A 16230-nucleotide genomic window follows, 5' to 3' on the forward strand; every position below is an offset into this window, starting at 1 on the left:
GTTAGATTAAGTCGATCAACTCCCAACTTTAGCGAAAAAAAATATCATGTTTGGATCACTACGCGGCTACTTTTCTACTGATTTGGCAATTGACTTAGGTACAGCCAATACGCTGATCTACGTTCGAGGCAAAGGCATTGTGCTGGACGAACCTTCCGTTGTCGCCATCCGCCAGGACAGCAACAGCGCCAAGAAAACCATACAGGCGGTTGGACTGGAAGCCAAGATGATGCTGGGACGCACTCCTGGCAACATCACCGCCATCCGCCCGATGAAAGACGGCGTGATCGCCGATTTCACCATCACCGAGCAGATGCTCAAGTATTTCATCAAGAAAATACATGACACGCGCATGTTCCACCCCAGCCCGCGTATTATCATTTGCGTGCCCTGCGGTTCCACCCAGGTGGAACGCCGTGCGATTCGCGAATCCGCCATTGGTGCCGGCGCACGCCAGGTGTATCTGATTGAAGAGCCAATGGCTGCGGCGATCGGCGCAGATCTGCCGGTTGCTGAAGCGACCGGCTCCATGGTCGTAGATATTGGCGGTGGCACCACGGAAGTCGGCGTGATTTCACTGGGCGGCATTGTTTATGCCAACTCGGTTCGAGTCGGCGGCGACAAATTCGATGAAGCCATCATCAACTACATCCGCCGCAATTACGGCATGCTGATTGGTGAAGCGACTGCCGAGGCCATCAAAAAGGGCATTGGTTCTGCATTCCCAGGGTCCGCCGTACAGGAAATGGAAGTCAAGGGCCGCAATCTGGCTGAAGGCATCCCGCGCAGCTTTACCATTTCCAGCAACGAGATACTGGAAGCCCTTACCGACCCGCTCAACAACATCGTCAGCGCAGTCAAATCCGCACTGGAGCAAACACCGCCCGAACTCGGTTCCGACATTGCTGAAAAAGGCATGGTACTCACCGGCGGCGGCGCCTTATTGCGCGACCTGGATCGCCTGCTGATGGAAGAAACCGGTCTGCCAGTCATCGTCGCCGAAGACCCACTCACCTGCGTAGTGCGTGGTTCCGGTCGTGCGCTAGAAGAAATGGACAAGCTCCACGGTGTATTTGCCCAAGACTCCTGATCTCCAGCACGCCTGATCTCCCACCATGTCTGCGCACCACCCGAACCTGACCCTGTTTCCGCGCGGCTTAAGCGCGGGAGCACGGTTATTAATTTATGCGCTCATCAGCATTGCCATCATCGCTGCGGATCTCCGTTTCCATGGCCTGGACAGATTTCGCGCCGGCGTCAACACGCTGCTCTTCCCTATACAGACCTTTATCCAGACGCCTAATCTGACCTACGAACGGGTCACCGGGTTCTTCGTCAAGCACGCGCAATTGCAACGTGAAAATGATGCTTTGCGCCAGCGCTTTATCCAGTACAGCGTTACCCTGCAACGCTATCGCAGCCTGGAACTGGAAAATCAGCGGCTACGCACGCTACTCGGAGCAAAACAGGCCACCCCGTTGCACACGCAACTGGCTGAAATTCTGGCCATCCCGCGCGACCCTTATCAACGCCAGGTCACCATTGATCGCGGTAGCCAGCAAAATGTCCAACCCGGTCAAGCTGTAATCGACGAAATCGGCTTATTAGGCCAGGTTACACGGGTATACCCGTTCAGCAGCGAAGTCACCCTGCTTACCAACAAAGACCAGTCTGTTCCGGTCATTATCCAGCGAACCGGGCAACGCGCGGTCATGTTCGGCATGGGCATAGACGGCTCAGTAGAGGTCCGTTATCTGCCGCATAACACGGATGTGCGCACTGGCGACCTGCTGGTAACGTCTGGCATAGACGGTGTATACCCATCCGGCCTGGCTGTTGCCAAAGTGACGCAAATCGATCTCAGCAGCAGCCGGGCCTTTGCCCACATAGAATGCAAACCACTTGCAGCGGTTGACCGATACCGCCAAGTGTTGATCATTGATGGTGCCCTCCCCGCACCTGTACCCACAGAGAAAAAATAATGCAATTCGCCCATCCTAAAGGCCCGACCATGCCGTTATCCCATCGCGGACCGGTCATTGCTGGCAGCCTGCTGGTTGCCTTTGCGTTTAACCTGCTGCCTTGGTCACTCGACTGGATATGGCTACGCCCCGACTTTCTGTTACTGGTGACTTTATACTGGGTCATTTACCAACCCGGCCGCATCGGCATGGGGGCAGCATGGTGGTTAGGGCTGCTGGTTGACCTCACCGACGGCACAATACTCGGTCAGCACGCGCTCGCCTATACCATGAGCGTTTTTGTGTTATTGCTGTTGCAGCGACGCATGTTTAATTTCCCGCCCTGGCAACAGGCTTCGCATATTGCTGGCTTGCTATTGGTAGAGCAGGTAATCAGCGTATTGATTGCCACTTTTGCCGGCGACACATTCCATGCGCTGAACTATTTCGCAGCTATCCTTACTGGCGCTTTGTGCTGGATTCCCTTGTGGATTCTGCTCCACCGCCTGCGCACCCCCGATACCGCTGAGGCGCAATGAATCGCCCCGCGGAGATCAAATATTATCGGGCCGAACTGGCCGGATTCAGGCAGCGCATTGTCATTGCTGCCGGATTTGTCATTGTGCTGTTTCTAGTGCTGATAGCACGCTTTGTGTACGTGCAGGTGCTGGAACACGACCGCTATTTCACGCTCGCCGAAAGCAACCGCATTTCCATCGTCCCGACCCCGCCCACCCGCGGCATCATCCTGGATCGTAACGGGGTCATCCTGGCCCATAATTTTTCTGCCTACACCCTTGAGCTGACCCCCAGCAAGATTGATGACCTTGATGCCACCATAGATGAACTGGCAAAATTAGTTGAAATCACGCCTGCCAACCGCAAGAATTTCACCAAGATCATGGCGGAAAGTCGCAATTTCGAAACCCTGCCATTACGTACACACCTGACCGACGACGAAGTTGCCCGCGTTGCCGCCAACCGCTACAGATTACCGGGTGTGGAAGTTAAAGCCCGACTGTTCCGCCAATACCCGCAAGGCGTTTCAGCTTCGCACCTGATCGGCTATATCGGCCGCATCAATGATGCCGATCTGAAAGAATTGCAATCCGATAAGCGTTTTGACAACTATCGCGGCACGGATCACATCGGCAAGGTAGGCATCGAACAAAGCTACGAAAACCAGTTGCATGGCACTACCGGTGCGGAACAGGTGGAAACCGATGCAGGCGGCCATGCAGTGCGTACGCTATCGCACACCAACCCGATCTCCGGCGACAACCTGGTACTGAATCTCGACAGCAAATTGCAAGCCATTGCCGAACAGGCTTTCGGCAGCTATCGCGGCTCACTCGTAGCACTGGACCCGAAAACCGGGGGCGTGCTGGCCTTCGTCAGCCATCCCGAGTTCGATCCCAATTTATTTGTCGATGGCATCGACTCTACCAACTGGAATGCCCTTAACACCTCCCCTGACCGACCTCTGCTCAATCGCGCTTTACGTGGCGCTTATCCGGAAGGCTCGACTATCAAACCATTCATGGCGCTGGCCGGACTGCATTACGGGATACGCACGGCAACGGATACCATTTCCGACCCAGGCTTCTTTTCCCTGCCCGGCAGCAGCCACCGCTACCGCGACTGGAAACCAAGCGGCCACGGCACCGTCGACATGCACAATTCCATCGTGCAATCATGCGATACCTATTATTACCGCCTTGCCAACGACTTGGGCATAGATCGCATGCACAGCTATTTATCGCAATTCGGCTTCGGGCAGAAAACCGGCATCGATATGAATGGTGAGTTAGCCGGCGTACTGCCGTCACGCGAATGGAAGGCAAAACATTCCAAACAGCCCTGGTTCCCCGGTGAAACGGTAATTGCCGGCATTGGTCAAGGCTACAACCTGGCCACGCCGTTGCAATTGGCCGTTGCCACAGCAGCGCTGGCCAACGGTGGCACTACATTGCGACCGCAGATCGTGCAGGCCATTATCGATAGCCGCACTGGACAGCGTCACGTTATTGCGCCACAAGTGATCGCCCACGCCGACATTACCCCCGCTCATCTGCAAACGATAGTGAACGCCATGATCGACGTCACCCGTCCCGGCGGAACGGCTTCGGTCGCCAGCGCCGGGGCCCCTTATCTGATTGCAGCTAAAACCGGCACCGCGCAAGTGGTCGGCATACGCCAGAATGAAAAGTATAATGCCAGTAAACTTCTGGCAGCACACCGGGATCATGCACTATTCATTGCCTTTGCCCCTGCTGACGCACCCAGAATTGCCATTGCAGTACTGGTAGAGAACGGCGGCCACGGCGGCACATCGGCGGCCCCCATCGCCCGTGCGGTGATGGATTACTACTTGCTGGGCAAGCTGCCCAAAGCCATGACAGCGGCACCGGAAACCAGCGCAGGAGACAATGTCAATGCGGATTAAACGCTGGCTGATCAAGATTGCCGCGCATCTGGACTACCCGCTGCTACTGCTGTTATTTGCGCTGATGCTGCTCAGTCTCTTCGTGCAATACAGCGCCGCAGGTGAGGACAACACCAGGCTGTTGGCACACGGCATCAATATGCTGGTTGCGCTGACTGTCATGGTCATGGTCGCCAATACCCCGCCGCAGTACCTGCTTGCGTTGGCAGTGCCGCTCTATACTGTTGGTGTGGTGCTGCTGATCGGCGTTGCCCTGTTTGGTGATGTGGTCAATGGCTCGCGACGCTGGCTGCATGTCGGCGTTACCCGCATCCAGCCCTCGGAAATCATGAAAATCGCCATGCCGCTGATGCTGGCCTGGTACTTTCACTATCACGAAGCCACGCTGCGCCTCAAAGATTACGGCATCGGCGCTATCCTGCTGGTGATACCGGTTGCACTGGTCGCACGTCAACCCGACCTGGGCACGGCCTTGCTGATTTCCGCATCCGGATTTTATGTGCTGTTTTTCGCCGGATTACCCTGGCGCATCATGGCCGGCATGGTCGTCATTGCTGGCGCCAGTATGCCGGTGCTCTGGCATTTTCTGCATGATTACCAGAAGAACCGCGTACTCACCTTGCTCGACCCAACCACAGACCCACTGGGCGCGGGCTACCATATCATCCAGTCCACCATCGCCATTGGTTCTGGCGGCAGCTTCGGCAAAGGCTGGCTGCAAGGCACCCAGACCCATCTGGATTTCCTGCCCGAACACACCACGGATTTTGTATTTGCTGTATTTGGCGAAGAGTTCGGGTTACTGGGCAATATTTTATTACTGATACTTTATCTGGCTATCATCGCTCGCGGCCTGACTATCGCAGCAAATGCACCGACCCTGTTTGCGCGACTTATGGCAGGCAGTGTTACCTTAGCATTCTTCACCTACGCTTTTGTCAACATGGGCATGGTCTCTGGTATCTTGCCCGTTGTCGGTGTACCCTTACCGATGATGAGTTATGGTGGTACCGCTATGGTGATAGTGATGCTGGGTTTTGGTATTTTAATGAGCGTTAAAACGCACCGGAAACTATTAAAATCATGATCAGACTACTAAGCTTAATTATTATTGCAAGCCTTGCTGGTTGCGCCAGCACGCCACCAGCACGCCAACCTGCTCCCGGCAAACTCGAGCCTGCACCAGCCACCATCGCAGGAAATCATAAGCCTGGCGGTTATTATCTGGATGATGGCCCTGGCGACAACCCGCCAGCCAATATTGATGCTATTCCCGATGCGGTACCCAAAATCGAAACCTTGCATAAATACGCCAATCGTCCTTATGTCGCCTTAGGACAGGAATACTCGCCATCCACTACAGCGACATCGTATCAGGAACAGGGGTTAGCTTCCTGGTATGGCCGCCGTTTTAATGGTAAACGCACAGCATCCGGCGAAACGTATGATATGTACGGCATGACAGCAGCTCACCGCACCCTGCCTATTCCCAGTTATGCGCGCGTCAAGTCCCTGGCCAGCGGCAAATCGGTTATCGTCCGCATCAATGACAGAGGCCCCTTCCATAGCAAACGCATCATTGATTTATCTTATACTGCTGCCCATAAATTAGGCATCTCACAAGGCGGCAGCGGCATGGTGGAAGTCACCGCCATTACTCCGGCTGAAATCAGCCAGGGCAAGGATCTCAACGCCAAATCCACAGGCATCTTTCTCCAGTTAGGCAGCTTTGGCAGTCGTGAAAATGCCGAAAAACTGCTGGCGCAAGCCACCACCAAACTCAATAAAGCCAGTGCCGCACTGGTAATCATGAACAAAGCGGACCGCTACCGCGTTGCATTGGGGCCGTATAATGACGATGACAGCGCAAAATCAGCCGCCCATGAAATCGAAACGCGCATGAACTTAAAACCCATTCGCGTTGTCCTGGAATAGATTACCTGTAGCACTTTCAATTACTCACCGACCTAAACATGAAATCATTTATCGTTTTTCTATTACTTTGTTTCAGCACCGCAAGTCTCGCCATTGATTTACCGAGCGCTCCACCACCGCAATTAGCCGCCAAAGCCTGGTTACTGATGGATGTAAACAACGGCCAGATTCTGGTGCAACAGGATGGCGACCGCCGCATCGAGCCCGCATCCCTGACCAAACTGATGAGTGCTTATTTGACCTTCGCCGCTATCAAACAGGGCCGCCTGAAGCTGACCGACGTTGTTCCCGTTTCCGAGAAAGCCTGGAAAACCGAAGGCTCGCGCATGTTTATTGAGCCCAATAAACCGGTGACTGTCGATGAATTACTGCACGGCATGATCATCCAGTCCGGTAACGATGCCACCATCGCGCTGGCTGAAGCGGTTGGCGGTAGCGAACCCGGTTTTGTGGTGATGATGAACAAGCAAGCCCAGCTACTGGGCATGACCCACACCCACTTCGTCACCTCCACCGGCTTGCCCGACCCACAGCATTACACTACGGCACATGACCTGAGCCTGATTGCCACCGCCATCATTCGCGACTTCCCGGAATTTCATCCGCTGTATTCCATCAAGGAATATCGCTACAACAACATCACCCAGCCTAACCGCAATCGCCTGCTGTGGAGCGACCCAACCGTCGACGGCATGAAAACCGGCCATACCGAAAGTGCCGGCTATTGCCTGATCGCCTCTGCCCATCGTGGCCAGCGCAGACTATTATCCGTGGTGCTGGGCGCTGCCTCGGATGGCCTGCGCGCAGCAGAGAGTCAGCGCCTGCTGAATTATGGCTTCCAATTCTTTGATAGCGTCAAACTCTACGCCAAAGATCAGCCGGTCACGACCCTCAAAGTATGGAAAGGCCATGACAGCAGCATTAAAGTCGGCTTTACCCGCGACATCTATTTGAGCATGCCGCGCGGCCGTAATAAAGATATCAAAACCACTCTGACTACCCGTCAGCCTTTGCTGGCACCGCTCAGCAGAGGTCAGGTAGTGGGTACGTTAAGCGTGACTCTGGACAACAAAGTTCTCGCCCAATATCAATTGCAAGCATTGGAAAATGTCGGTGTTGCCAGCATCTTTGGCCGCACCTGGGATAGCCTGATGCTGAAATTCAAGTGAGCCGATGATGAGTGAAATCAAACCCGAAGACAGCCTGATCGTATATCCCAGCGATTTCCCCATCAAGATTATGGGAGCGACCCATCCGGAATTTGAGCAGAGCATCACCTCGCTGGTGCTGCAACATGCGCCGGATTTTGATGTCAGCACCATAGAATGCCGGCCAAGCAAGGCGGGAAATTACCAAAGCGTCACCTGCACCATCCGCGCCACTTCACGCGAACAGCTCGATAATCTGTATCGTGCACTGACCGCGCATGAAATGGTCAAAGTGGTGCTGTAATTGCCTGGCAACATCTTACTGCGCCATCTGGGGCAGGTAGAATACCTGCCCACCTGGCTTGCCATGCAGGAATTCACCGCCCGGCGTGGCCCGGACACCGCTGACGAAATCTGGCTACTGGAACACCCACCGGTTTATACCTTAGGCCAGGCCGGCAAGCCGGAACACCTGTTGCAAATCACGGACATCCCGCTGGTCAACATAGACCGCGGGGGGCAGATCACTTACCACGGTCCCGGCCAAATCGTGGCCTATCTACTGATAGATCTTAAACGCCGTGGCTACGGAGTGCGCGACCTAGTGACGCGCATAGAGCAAACCATTATCAACCTGCTGGCTGAGCACCACATCCAGGCTCAACGCCTGACCAATGCTCCCGGCGTTTACGTGGATAATGCAAAAATCGCCGCATTAGGGCTACGCATTAAACACGGATGCAGTTATCATGGACTCGCACTCAATGTTGATATGGACTTAAGCCCATTCAGCTACATTAATCCGTGCGGCTATCAAGGCATGGCCGTCACACAAATGCGGGATTTTGGCGTTACCACGCCGATGGCACAGCTTGCCGAATCGCTCAGCACCCATTTAATTCAGCAAATCACGCTCACACAGAATAGTTAAAACATCATGGCCGATATCAAACTCCATAAAGGCGAAGCCAAAACCGCCCGTATCCCGATCAAAATCGTTCCACAGGAACGCCTGAAAATGCCGTCCTGGATACGCGCCAAGTCGCCCAATTCGCCCGAAGTTGCCGCACTCAAAGCCGTTTTGCGCGAGCAAAAACTGCACACCGTCTGCGAAGAAGCCTCCTGCCCCAACCTGGGCGAATGCTTCAAACACGGCACCGCCACCTTCATGATCCTCGGCGATTTATGCACACGGCGCTGCCCGTTCTGCGATGTCGGCCATGGCAAACCGTTGCCGCCCGACGCCGAAGAACCCGCACACCTTGCCCACACCATCGCCGCGATGAAACTAAAATACGTTGTCATCACCAGCGTAGATCGCGATGATTTACGCGATGGTGGCGCACAGCACTTTGTAGACTGCATTAGCCAAGTCCGCATAGCAGCACCCAACACCCGTATCGAGGTACTGGTACCCGACTTTCGCGGTCGGCTGAACATTGCCCTCGACATCTTTGACAGCGCACCACCCGACGTCATGAACCACAATCTGGAAACAGTACCGCGCCTGTATAAAGCTGCGCGACCGGGTGCCGATTACGCCCACTCACTGCAACTGCTCAAAGATTTCAAAGCGCGTCATCCGCACATTCCAACCAAGTCCGGCATCATGGTCGGACTTGGTGAAACCGATGAAGAAGTTCTGGCAGTCATGCGCGACCTGCGTGCCCATGATGTCGACATGCTGACTATAGGACAATATTTACAGCCGTCCGGACACCACATTCCGTTAACCCGCTATGTGACACCCGAGCAATTCAGTGTTTTTGAAGCCGAAGCGATAGCCATGGGCTTCAAACATGCCGCCTGCGGGCCTATGGTGCGCAGCAGCTATCATGCCGATCAACAGGCGCAAGGAATTTCTACCTGAGATTTTATGCATAGCTAATTATGAATGCACGTCGTAATTCATCTGAAGCAGCCATTGTCGAATTAGTCACTTAAAAACATAGATTCCACCCGCTTCAGTGAACACATTATGATTTAGGAACTGGACGGGAGTGAAGCCAATGAGTAGCGCAATATATACCGCAGAAATTAAGGCAGAAGCATTTAAATTAGTAGGAAATGTCCATTAGATAGTTGAAATTTAATGTCCGCTTTCCTTTGCTCAGCGAGCATTCAATAAACAGACCATAAATGGTCGAATTGGATCGCATACAGAAATTCAAATTTCAAGAAAACTACCTATTACGCTACCCCCAACAACGTCAGCATCACAAACGCCGCAAACAACGCAAAATGCGTCATGCCTTCGATGGCGTTTGATTCGCCATCGTGCAGGTTATTCATCGTCACCAGAAAAGTCACCAGCAGCATCCCCGCCTGTATCGGGGTCAGCGCCATATCGATACGTGCCCCGGTAAACAGGGCAATGCCTTCTATCACCGGCAAGGTCAGCAAAACTGTTGCCAGCGAAGCACCCAGCGCGATATTAACAGTGGTCTGCATACGATCGCTGCGTGCGGCATTCAATGCCGCCATCAGCTCCGGGCTGGCGGAAACCAGCGCAACCATGACAGCAGGAATCGCCAGCGGCAATCCTGTACCTTCCAAACCACGGGTAAGCAATGCCGCCAGTAACTCGGACAGAATACCGACTGCGATAACTGAACCGATCAACAAAGCCACATGCAGTGAGTTTGGACTGCCTTTTTTGTCATGGGCTTCTTCTTCCACATCACCAAATGAAAAGAATTCACGATGCTCGATGGTCTGCAAACGTAGAAAAGCGATATACAGTATTGCCATGATCACCACTGAAAATACTGAATAGACCTCCCATTTCGCCGCCGGCACAAAATCCGGAATAAACATACCGATCCCGACTGCGGTTAACAGCATGGCAACATAAGCGTTTGCAGCATCCAGATTATATTTCTGGACACCATGTTTGATTCCGCCAATGATGGCAGCTATGCCCAGTATGCCATTGATATCGAGCATGATGGCTGAGAATACCGTATCCCGTGCCAAGGTCGGGCTGTGACTACCAGACATCATCACCACGAGAATCACGACTTCCACGGCCACTGCAGCCACCGTTAAAATCAGCGTGCCAAAAGGTTCACCCAAACGCACAGCCAACACTTCAGCATGATGGGCAATACGGAAGGCCAAGCCTATGACACTCGCCAGCACCAGTGCAAACAATCCCCACAGCGCCATGCCCCCCGATTCCAGCGCCGCATGTTCAAATGCAAATCCGATTACGCCGACCACTGCGGCAACCAGCATTAACCACTCACGGCCAACCTGTTTAGCTAACGTCATCTCCACTCCCTGAATATCAATTTTTGCGCTGCGGAATATGCATCATCGCCATTCCGCCCAGCGCAATGGCGAACCACAGCGTAGTCAACCGGATAAGCAAAGTCACTGCAACCGCATGCGCCTGATCGAGTTGATTAAGCATTAACAAGCCTATCATCGTCGCCTCGACACCCCCAAGGCCACCCGGCAGAAAACTGATCGCACCGACCAGCATGGAGAACGCATAGATAAACAGCGTGGTTTGCAGGCTGATGTCACTGCCCAGACTATGCAGCATGAAATACAGCGCCACACCTTCTGCGCCCCAAGCCACGACACCAATCGCAAGCCCCAGCGACAATACCGGAAAGCGCAGGCATTGCCCGGCATGCGCTATGGTGGTGAATGCCGCATGCGACACCTTGGCCAGTTTAGCGGGCAACCAGCGCTGGGCGAACTGATCAAGCATGGCTAGCAATTTAGCCTGTTGCAACACCACCAGACCGACAAGCAGTGCTGCGCTCAGGATCAGCACGAAGGGTTGCGCCGCCGGATACACCCACACCCCGAATGCAGCCAGTATCACCATGCTGATCAGATTCGACGCCTGCTCGCTGAAGAAAACTGCGACGCTTTTGGCATAATCCACACCATGTGCTTTCAGAAAGATGCTGCGAATGGTTTCGCCCACCTTGCCAGGTACGATGGTCATGCTGAAGCCGGCCATGTAAATGCGGAAATGTTCGCGCCAGGGCAGCGTATGCCCCAACTGCGCCAGATACAGCTGCCAGCGCACAAAACGCAGGCCATAATTGAGTAAAGACAGTAACAGCGCAACACCGGTCATCAGCCAGCCGACTTGCGCGATGGCCGCGGTGACTTCTGCCCAGCCGCTCCACAATACAAAACCGAGATAACCGGCGACACTCAGCATCACCACCAGTATCAGCGCGTGCCGCCGCCAGCCATGCAACGGATTGGCATGAACATGCATTAGCGGATCAGCCAAAACGTCGCCATGGCCCACGCCAACACAGCCAGCAACAGATGCGGGTCGCGTACCACATCACGCGACGGATCACCGCCACCGTGTTGCTGATGCAGCAGATAGATATAGCGGAAGACGCCGTACATCACAAAGGGCACGGTATAGATCAGGTTGCCGGTACCGTGGGTATGCACCGTCTCCGGGCTCATGGTATACAAACTGTAGCTCATGATCACCCCCGACGCGGTAATACCGATCATCTTGTCCAGTAATACCGGGCTGTAATGCGCCAGCACTTTACGGTGTGCGGTTTTAGTTTCGGCCAGTTCGATGATCTCGGCGCGGCGTTTTGCGAACCCCAGAAACAGCGTCACCATCAACCCGCATAACAGCAGCCATTGTGACGGCGGTATGCCCACACCCAGCGTACCCGCCAGTATGCGCAGCATAAAACCCGCGGCGATAATGAACACATCCAGTATCACGATATGTTTCAGGCGTAAGGAGTAGGCCAGATTCATCACTGCATACAGCACAATGATCAGCAGCACCGTACCCGCTACCCATGCCGCCAGCAGCAGACCGCTCACTATCAGCAGCGCGGCAAAGATCCCGGCCGTGGTCATACCCAACTGCTGCGCCGCCAGCGGGCGCAAGCACTTCACCGGATGCAAACGATCCTGCTCGCAATCCACCATGTCGTTAATGATATACACCGCACTGGAAATCAGCGAAAAGGCGAGTGCAGCGAATATCACCTGATACACCAGATGCACATCATGCCAGGCATGACCGAACAGCAAACCGGTGAACACGAAACTGTTTTTCAGCCACTGGTGCGGGCGCATCAGTCGCCACAAGTTTAATATCATGTTCATTTATGCAATCTTATTCCGGAATTTCTGCCCTGCTTCTGCAAGCGCTGTTTTCGAGTGTGCAAGCTGTTCAGTGCCTATGCCAGCTACTTCATGTAACAACTGCACTGCAGCACTTTCAAACTCGGTAAAAGCAGCGAGCACGGCGTTTACATTCAGATCGGATACCTTAACGTCAGCCGTTTTTGCCATATTTTCATCTAAACCGCGTAACACTGCATAGCGCGGGATCATACGCTGGCCGCCACCTTCCTCGGATGCCACTAACGGGCTGGTTTTAGTAAACCGCTTACCTTCAAATTCGAAACGTGCGCCAATTGGGAGATGCTGAAATTTCATAATAAGGGATACAAAACGATGACTTCGATATGCTAAAGCCTATTACCAAAAACACAAGGAGAAAATGACCAGCATAACAATCTTGCATTAGCGGATAAGCGATGACACTGATGCCACTCAGGACAACTTTATGTCTAAAGGCAAGATTTCAGGCCGGCCGAACAGAAACCCCTGTCCATGACTAAATCCTATCTGCCGTATCGTAGCAAGAGACTGTTCTGTTTCTATGCCTTCCGCAACCAGCGTATAGCCAGCATCTGCAATGATGCGCGCAAGACCATCAATCACCATACCCTGCCGTCCGCCCTGCTCAAGACTGCGTATCATCGACAAATCGAATTTCACAATATCAACCGGCATGTTGGCAATATAGCTGAGCGATGAATAACCGCTGCCAAAATCATCCAGCGCAATCAGAAACCCCGCCTCACGCAGCCCGGACAAGATTGTTGAAACCTGCTGCAACCGGGTCACCAGTGACGTTTCGGTAAGTTCAAGTACCAGTTTGTAATAGGGAAGGTAAGATTCAAATTGCGCTATCCGGCTCTGAAAATCCGCATGTTCAATACTCACCCCGGAAATATTGATAGAAACTCCAGTACCTTGCGGAATTAACTGCTTGGCCAAGTCCTGGGCGATACGCCGCATGATGGCAAAATCAAATTCTGCTTCCAGATGACGGCTATGCACCACTGGAAAAATGGCGTGAGGCAATACCAGTTCATCCGCAATTTGCAGTCGCACCAGCGCTTCGTAATATTCAACCTGCTGCGTTTCGAAACAGATGATAGGCTGATAATGGATTACCAAGCCATTACCAGTTTGTATCGCATTAAATACGGCATTGGTTAACGGATTGGAAAACACCGACTTACTCAATGCTTCCATTTCTGCATTATAGACAACCACTTTGCCATATCCGGGCAGCTTGGCATGATACATGGCCATATCTGCCTGCTTTTGCAGCATTTCCGGGCGATTCTGATCCAGCTCCCCGCTTCGTGCAATGCCGACACTAATCCGGATAGGATCTTTAATCCCCAATACGGAGAAATCATATTGCCCAACTGCCGTTACGCAGCGATGGGCCACATCGACACTGCGCTGCGCGTCGGTATCCATGAACATCACCGCGAATTCATCACCGCCGATACGATAGAGTTTGTCGCTGCCACGCAGACAGGACTGCATCGTATTAGCGATTGCTATCAGCACCTGATCGCCTACCTGATGCCCGTAAGTATCGTTAATCGTTTTAAAATAATCGCAATCGAACAGCAGCAAAGCTACGCCTGCATCATCCTGCAAAGAATTCGATACCCATAATTGGCAATCCTCATCAAAACAACGGCGGTTGTATGCCCCGGTCAACGAATCGCGATGTGCCATACCCCATAATTCGGTATTTTTTTCATCGATGCGGCGGTGCATATCATCAAGCTGCTGCTGATAATCATTCAGCGAGTTACGCACATGCTCCAATTCCAGTATCGGCAGTTTCTGATGCAGTTCTGGGAGATGCGTGTGGTCATAATTATCTTTTAGTGCATTAATGTGCTGCGACAGCCGCTGCAGTGGGTGAGCCACAAAGCGCATCAATGCAAAATACAGTGCCACTGACAACACGAACATAATGACGGCCATCTGGTAACGCTCATTGAACATCATCGCAAATAAGCGATTGGTTTCCGGATTCGCATTCAGTTTGTAACGGATATGCCCGACCATTTGATCAATGTCGACGGTCTGACCTTCCGCCAAGTCCAGATCAAGGTGACTCGAATCAATATAATGAAAGGACATGGTATCCGCCAGAGCCTTCAGGAAATCGAACTGAATCATGGCATACCCGGAAGGTGACGATTTATTAAAACCATCATAAATCGGTCGTGTTAAATACCCGTATACACGCGCCCCCTGCTTGCTCACAGTCAATCGTGTTTTATTGATCAGCGGTTTGGGCATAACTTCGCCCGCTGAACGGGATACAGGCAAACCAGCATGATTAAACAATTCAACTGCCGTCACCGTGTCTGGCAGGATACCGCTTTGAAATACACGCTTTTTCCAATAATCGTAATAACTCGGGTCGAATATTTGCTGGTAGGTTTCATTCCAGTCTATAAATTTCTGGCTGTCTTGCATCAACTTCTGATTCAGCAGCAGCACGGCCTGCACCATTTCCAGCCGGGCTGATTGCTCATGCTGAATACTGAGCTGGTTACGCAACACATTAATTTTCTGCAATGTGACCGCGCTGAATACCCCAAACAATGTGGCCAGCAACAGGATAAAAACGATCGCATACGTTTTAACAGATAATAATCTAAACCAGTTCAACATGGCTTCAGGTTCCCTTTCGCTTAGGCCACTGATTCAAAACCAACTGCACCTGATCCAGCAGCGCAAACTCATAAGCGCCATCAAAAAAATGACCTGCTCCTGGTATGACTATGGTTGAAGGAAATGCCGTTTTCAGCTGACGTTCCCAACCAGGTGAAAAAACCTGATCGGCGCTGCCAACGATGATCTGAAATGGTTTTTTAGCCTTATGCAGCTTTGCCAGCATCGTCCTTTCACTCAATCGGGCATACGACAAATAACCAGCAGCGCTTGATAAATAGCTATGCTGGCAATAAGATATCCGATATTTTTTCAATGCCGCAGCAGACGACTGGGTTTTATCCTCCAGCGCATGCTGATATTCAACCGGATCAATTTTGATCGGAACCACACTGGTTAAAATGGCACCCTGTATGCTTTTCGCCGGACGCTGTGCAATATAATTCATTACTACCGCACTGCCATTGCTGTGCCCAACCAAGAATATCGGGCCATGTGAATTTTTATCCAGCCAGTCCACCCACAATGCCAATTCTGCAGTATCGTTTTGCAGGGTGTGGGTGTGCATGGCTTCGCACGCCAGGCTCTGATTTCGCTGGGAATAGCCCAAAGACAAGGTAGGCATTAAAACAGTATAACCTGCATCCGCCAGCGACTGCCCTAATGTACTCATCGGTGGCGCATCGCGCGTCTGCAGAAAACCATGCAACAGCAACACCGCGGGTTTATCCGCAAGCCCGGCATGATATTGCGCCGTCACCACCAGTTTTGAAGGCAGCATAAATTGCACCACCCGCGCCTGCGCGACAATTGGCAATACGCACAAAAGTACTGGCACGCATCTGAGTATCCAATTAATCCTGGTCATCCCACCCCCTGATTTATCATGATTATTATGCGTACCATTATAAACACAAATCCATCGATAGATTAATGAACTGAC

At 52.6% G+C, this 16230-nt stretch carries 16 protein-coding genes; 10 read left to right on the forward strand and 6 right to left on the reverse strand.

The features are described from left to right. The first annotated feature begins 46 nt into the window (after positions 1-46). Genes EJE49_RS01255 through lipA form a run of 10 tightly spaced genes read left to right on the forward strand, consistent with a single transcriptional unit; the run spans position 47 to position 9360 of the window. Positions 47-1090, forward strand: a complete 1044-nt coding sequence (locus EJE49_RS01255) for a rod shape-determining protein (protein WP_124948591.1) — start codon at positions 47-49, stop codon at positions 1088-1090. A gap of 25 nt (positions 1091-1115) precedes the next feature. Beyond that, on the forward strand, positions 1116-1982 hold the full coding sequence (gene mreC / locus EJE49_RS01260) for a rod shape-determining protein MreC (protein WP_124948592.1): 867 nt from the start codon (positions 1116-1118) through the stop codon (positions 1980-1982). Then, entirely contained in the window at positions 1982-2500 is a 519-nt protein-coding gene (gene mreD / locus EJE49_RS01265; RefSeq protein ID WP_124948593.1) for a rod shape-determining protein MreD, read from the forward strand. The genes mreC and mreD overlap by 1 nt, the downstream gene beginning before the upstream one ends. Further along, on the forward strand, positions 2497-4407 hold the full coding sequence (mrdA, locus tag EJE49_RS01270; protein WP_124948594.1) for a penicillin-binding protein 2: 1911 nt from the start codon (positions 2497-2499) through the stop codon (positions 4405-4407). The genes mreD and mrdA overlap by 4 nt, the downstream gene beginning before the upstream one ends. Next, positions 4397-5494, forward strand: coding sequence for a rod shape-determining protein RodA (gene rodA, locus EJE49_RS01275; RefSeq protein ID WP_124948595.1), 1098 nt, complete (start codon positions 4397-4399; stop codon positions 5492-5494). The genes mrdA and rodA overlap by 11 nt, the downstream gene beginning before the upstream one ends. Then, positions 5491-6342 (forward strand): septal ring lytic transglycosylase RlpA family protein, encoded by an 852-nt coding sequence (locus EJE49_RS01280; RefSeq protein WP_124948596.1) that lies wholly within the window; start codon positions 5491-5493, stop codon positions 6340-6342. The genes rodA and EJE49_RS01280 overlap by 4 nt, the downstream gene beginning before the upstream one ends. 38 nt (positions 6343-6380) lie before the next feature. Beyond that, complete coding sequence (locus EJE49_RS01285; protein WP_124948597.1) at positions 6381-7511, forward strand: D-alanyl-D-alanine carboxypeptidase family protein; 1131 nt, start codon at positions 6381-6383, stop codon at positions 7509-7511. A 4-nt stretch (positions 7512-7515) separates the two neighbouring features. Continuing rightward, positions 7516-7794 carry a YbeD family protein gene (locus tag EJE49_RS01290; RefSeq protein ID WP_306308180.1) on the forward strand — a complete coding sequence of 93 codons (279 nt, stop codon included), beginning with the start codon at positions 7516-7518 and terminating at the stop codon, positions 7792-7794. Then, the gene (gene lipB / locus EJE49_RS01295; RefSeq protein ID WP_124948599.1) at positions 7795-8421 is read left to right on the forward strand and encodes a lipoyl(octanoyl) transferase LipB; all 627 of its coding nucleotides are present in this window, start codon (positions 7795-7797) and stop codon (positions 8419-8421) included. Positions 8422-8427: 6 nt separating this feature from the next. Further along, positions 8428-9360, forward strand: coding sequence for a lipoyl synthase (gene lipA, locus EJE49_RS01300; RefSeq protein ID WP_124948600.1), 933 nt, complete (start codon positions 8428-8430; stop codon positions 9358-9360). Between the two features lie 320 nt (positions 9361-9680). On the opposite strand, the gene EJE49_RS01305 is transcribed toward lipA, so the two are convergent. From EJE49_RS01305 to EJE49_RS01330, 6 genes are all read right to left on the reverse strand, one after another. After that, positions 9681-10763, reverse strand: coding sequence for a calcium:cation antiporter (locus tag EJE49_RS01305; protein ID WP_124948601.1), 1083 nt, complete (start codon positions 10761-10763; stop codon positions 9681-9683). Positions 10764-10779: 16 nt separating this feature from the next. Next, on the reverse strand, positions 10780-11751 hold the full coding sequence (locus EJE49_RS01310; RefSeq protein ID WP_223246683.1) for a lysylphosphatidylglycerol synthase transmembrane domain-containing protein: 972 nt from the start codon (positions 11749-11751) through the stop codon (positions 10780-10782). After that, positions 11736-12608 carry a decaprenyl-phosphate phosphoribosyltransferase gene (locus EJE49_RS01315; RefSeq protein ID WP_223246684.1) on the reverse strand — a complete coding sequence of 291 codons (873 nt, stop codon included), beginning with the start codon at positions 12606-12608 and terminating at the stop codon, positions 11736-11738. Before EJE49_RS01315 ends, EJE49_RS01310 begins: the two co-directional genes overlap by 16 nt. Then, on the reverse strand, positions 12609-12944 hold the full coding sequence (locus tag EJE49_RS01320; protein ID WP_124948603.1) for a hypothetical protein: 336 nt from the start codon (positions 12942-12944) through the stop codon (positions 12609-12611). A gap of 117 nt (positions 12945-13061) precedes the next feature. Further along, positions 13062-15287: a putative bifunctional diguanylate cyclase/phosphodiesterase gene (locus tag EJE49_RS01325; RefSeq protein WP_124948604.1), complete on the reverse strand. Its 2226-nt coding sequence runs from the start codon at positions 15285-15287 to the stop codon at positions 13062-13064. Positions 15288-15291: 4 nt separating this feature from the next. Continuing rightward, a complete protein-coding gene (locus tag EJE49_RS01330; RefSeq protein ID WP_223246685.1) occupies positions 15292-16068 on the reverse strand; it encodes an alpha/beta hydrolase in 777 nt (258 codons plus the stop codon). Between the last annotated feature and the right edge of the window lie 162 nt (positions 16069-16230).

The sequence above is a fragment of the Sulfuriferula thiophila genome (genome assembly GCF_003864975.1).
GTDB classification, from domain to species: domain Bacteria; phylum Pseudomonadota; class Gammaproteobacteria; order Burkholderiales; family Sulfuriferulaceae; genus Sulfuriferula; species Sulfuriferula thiophila.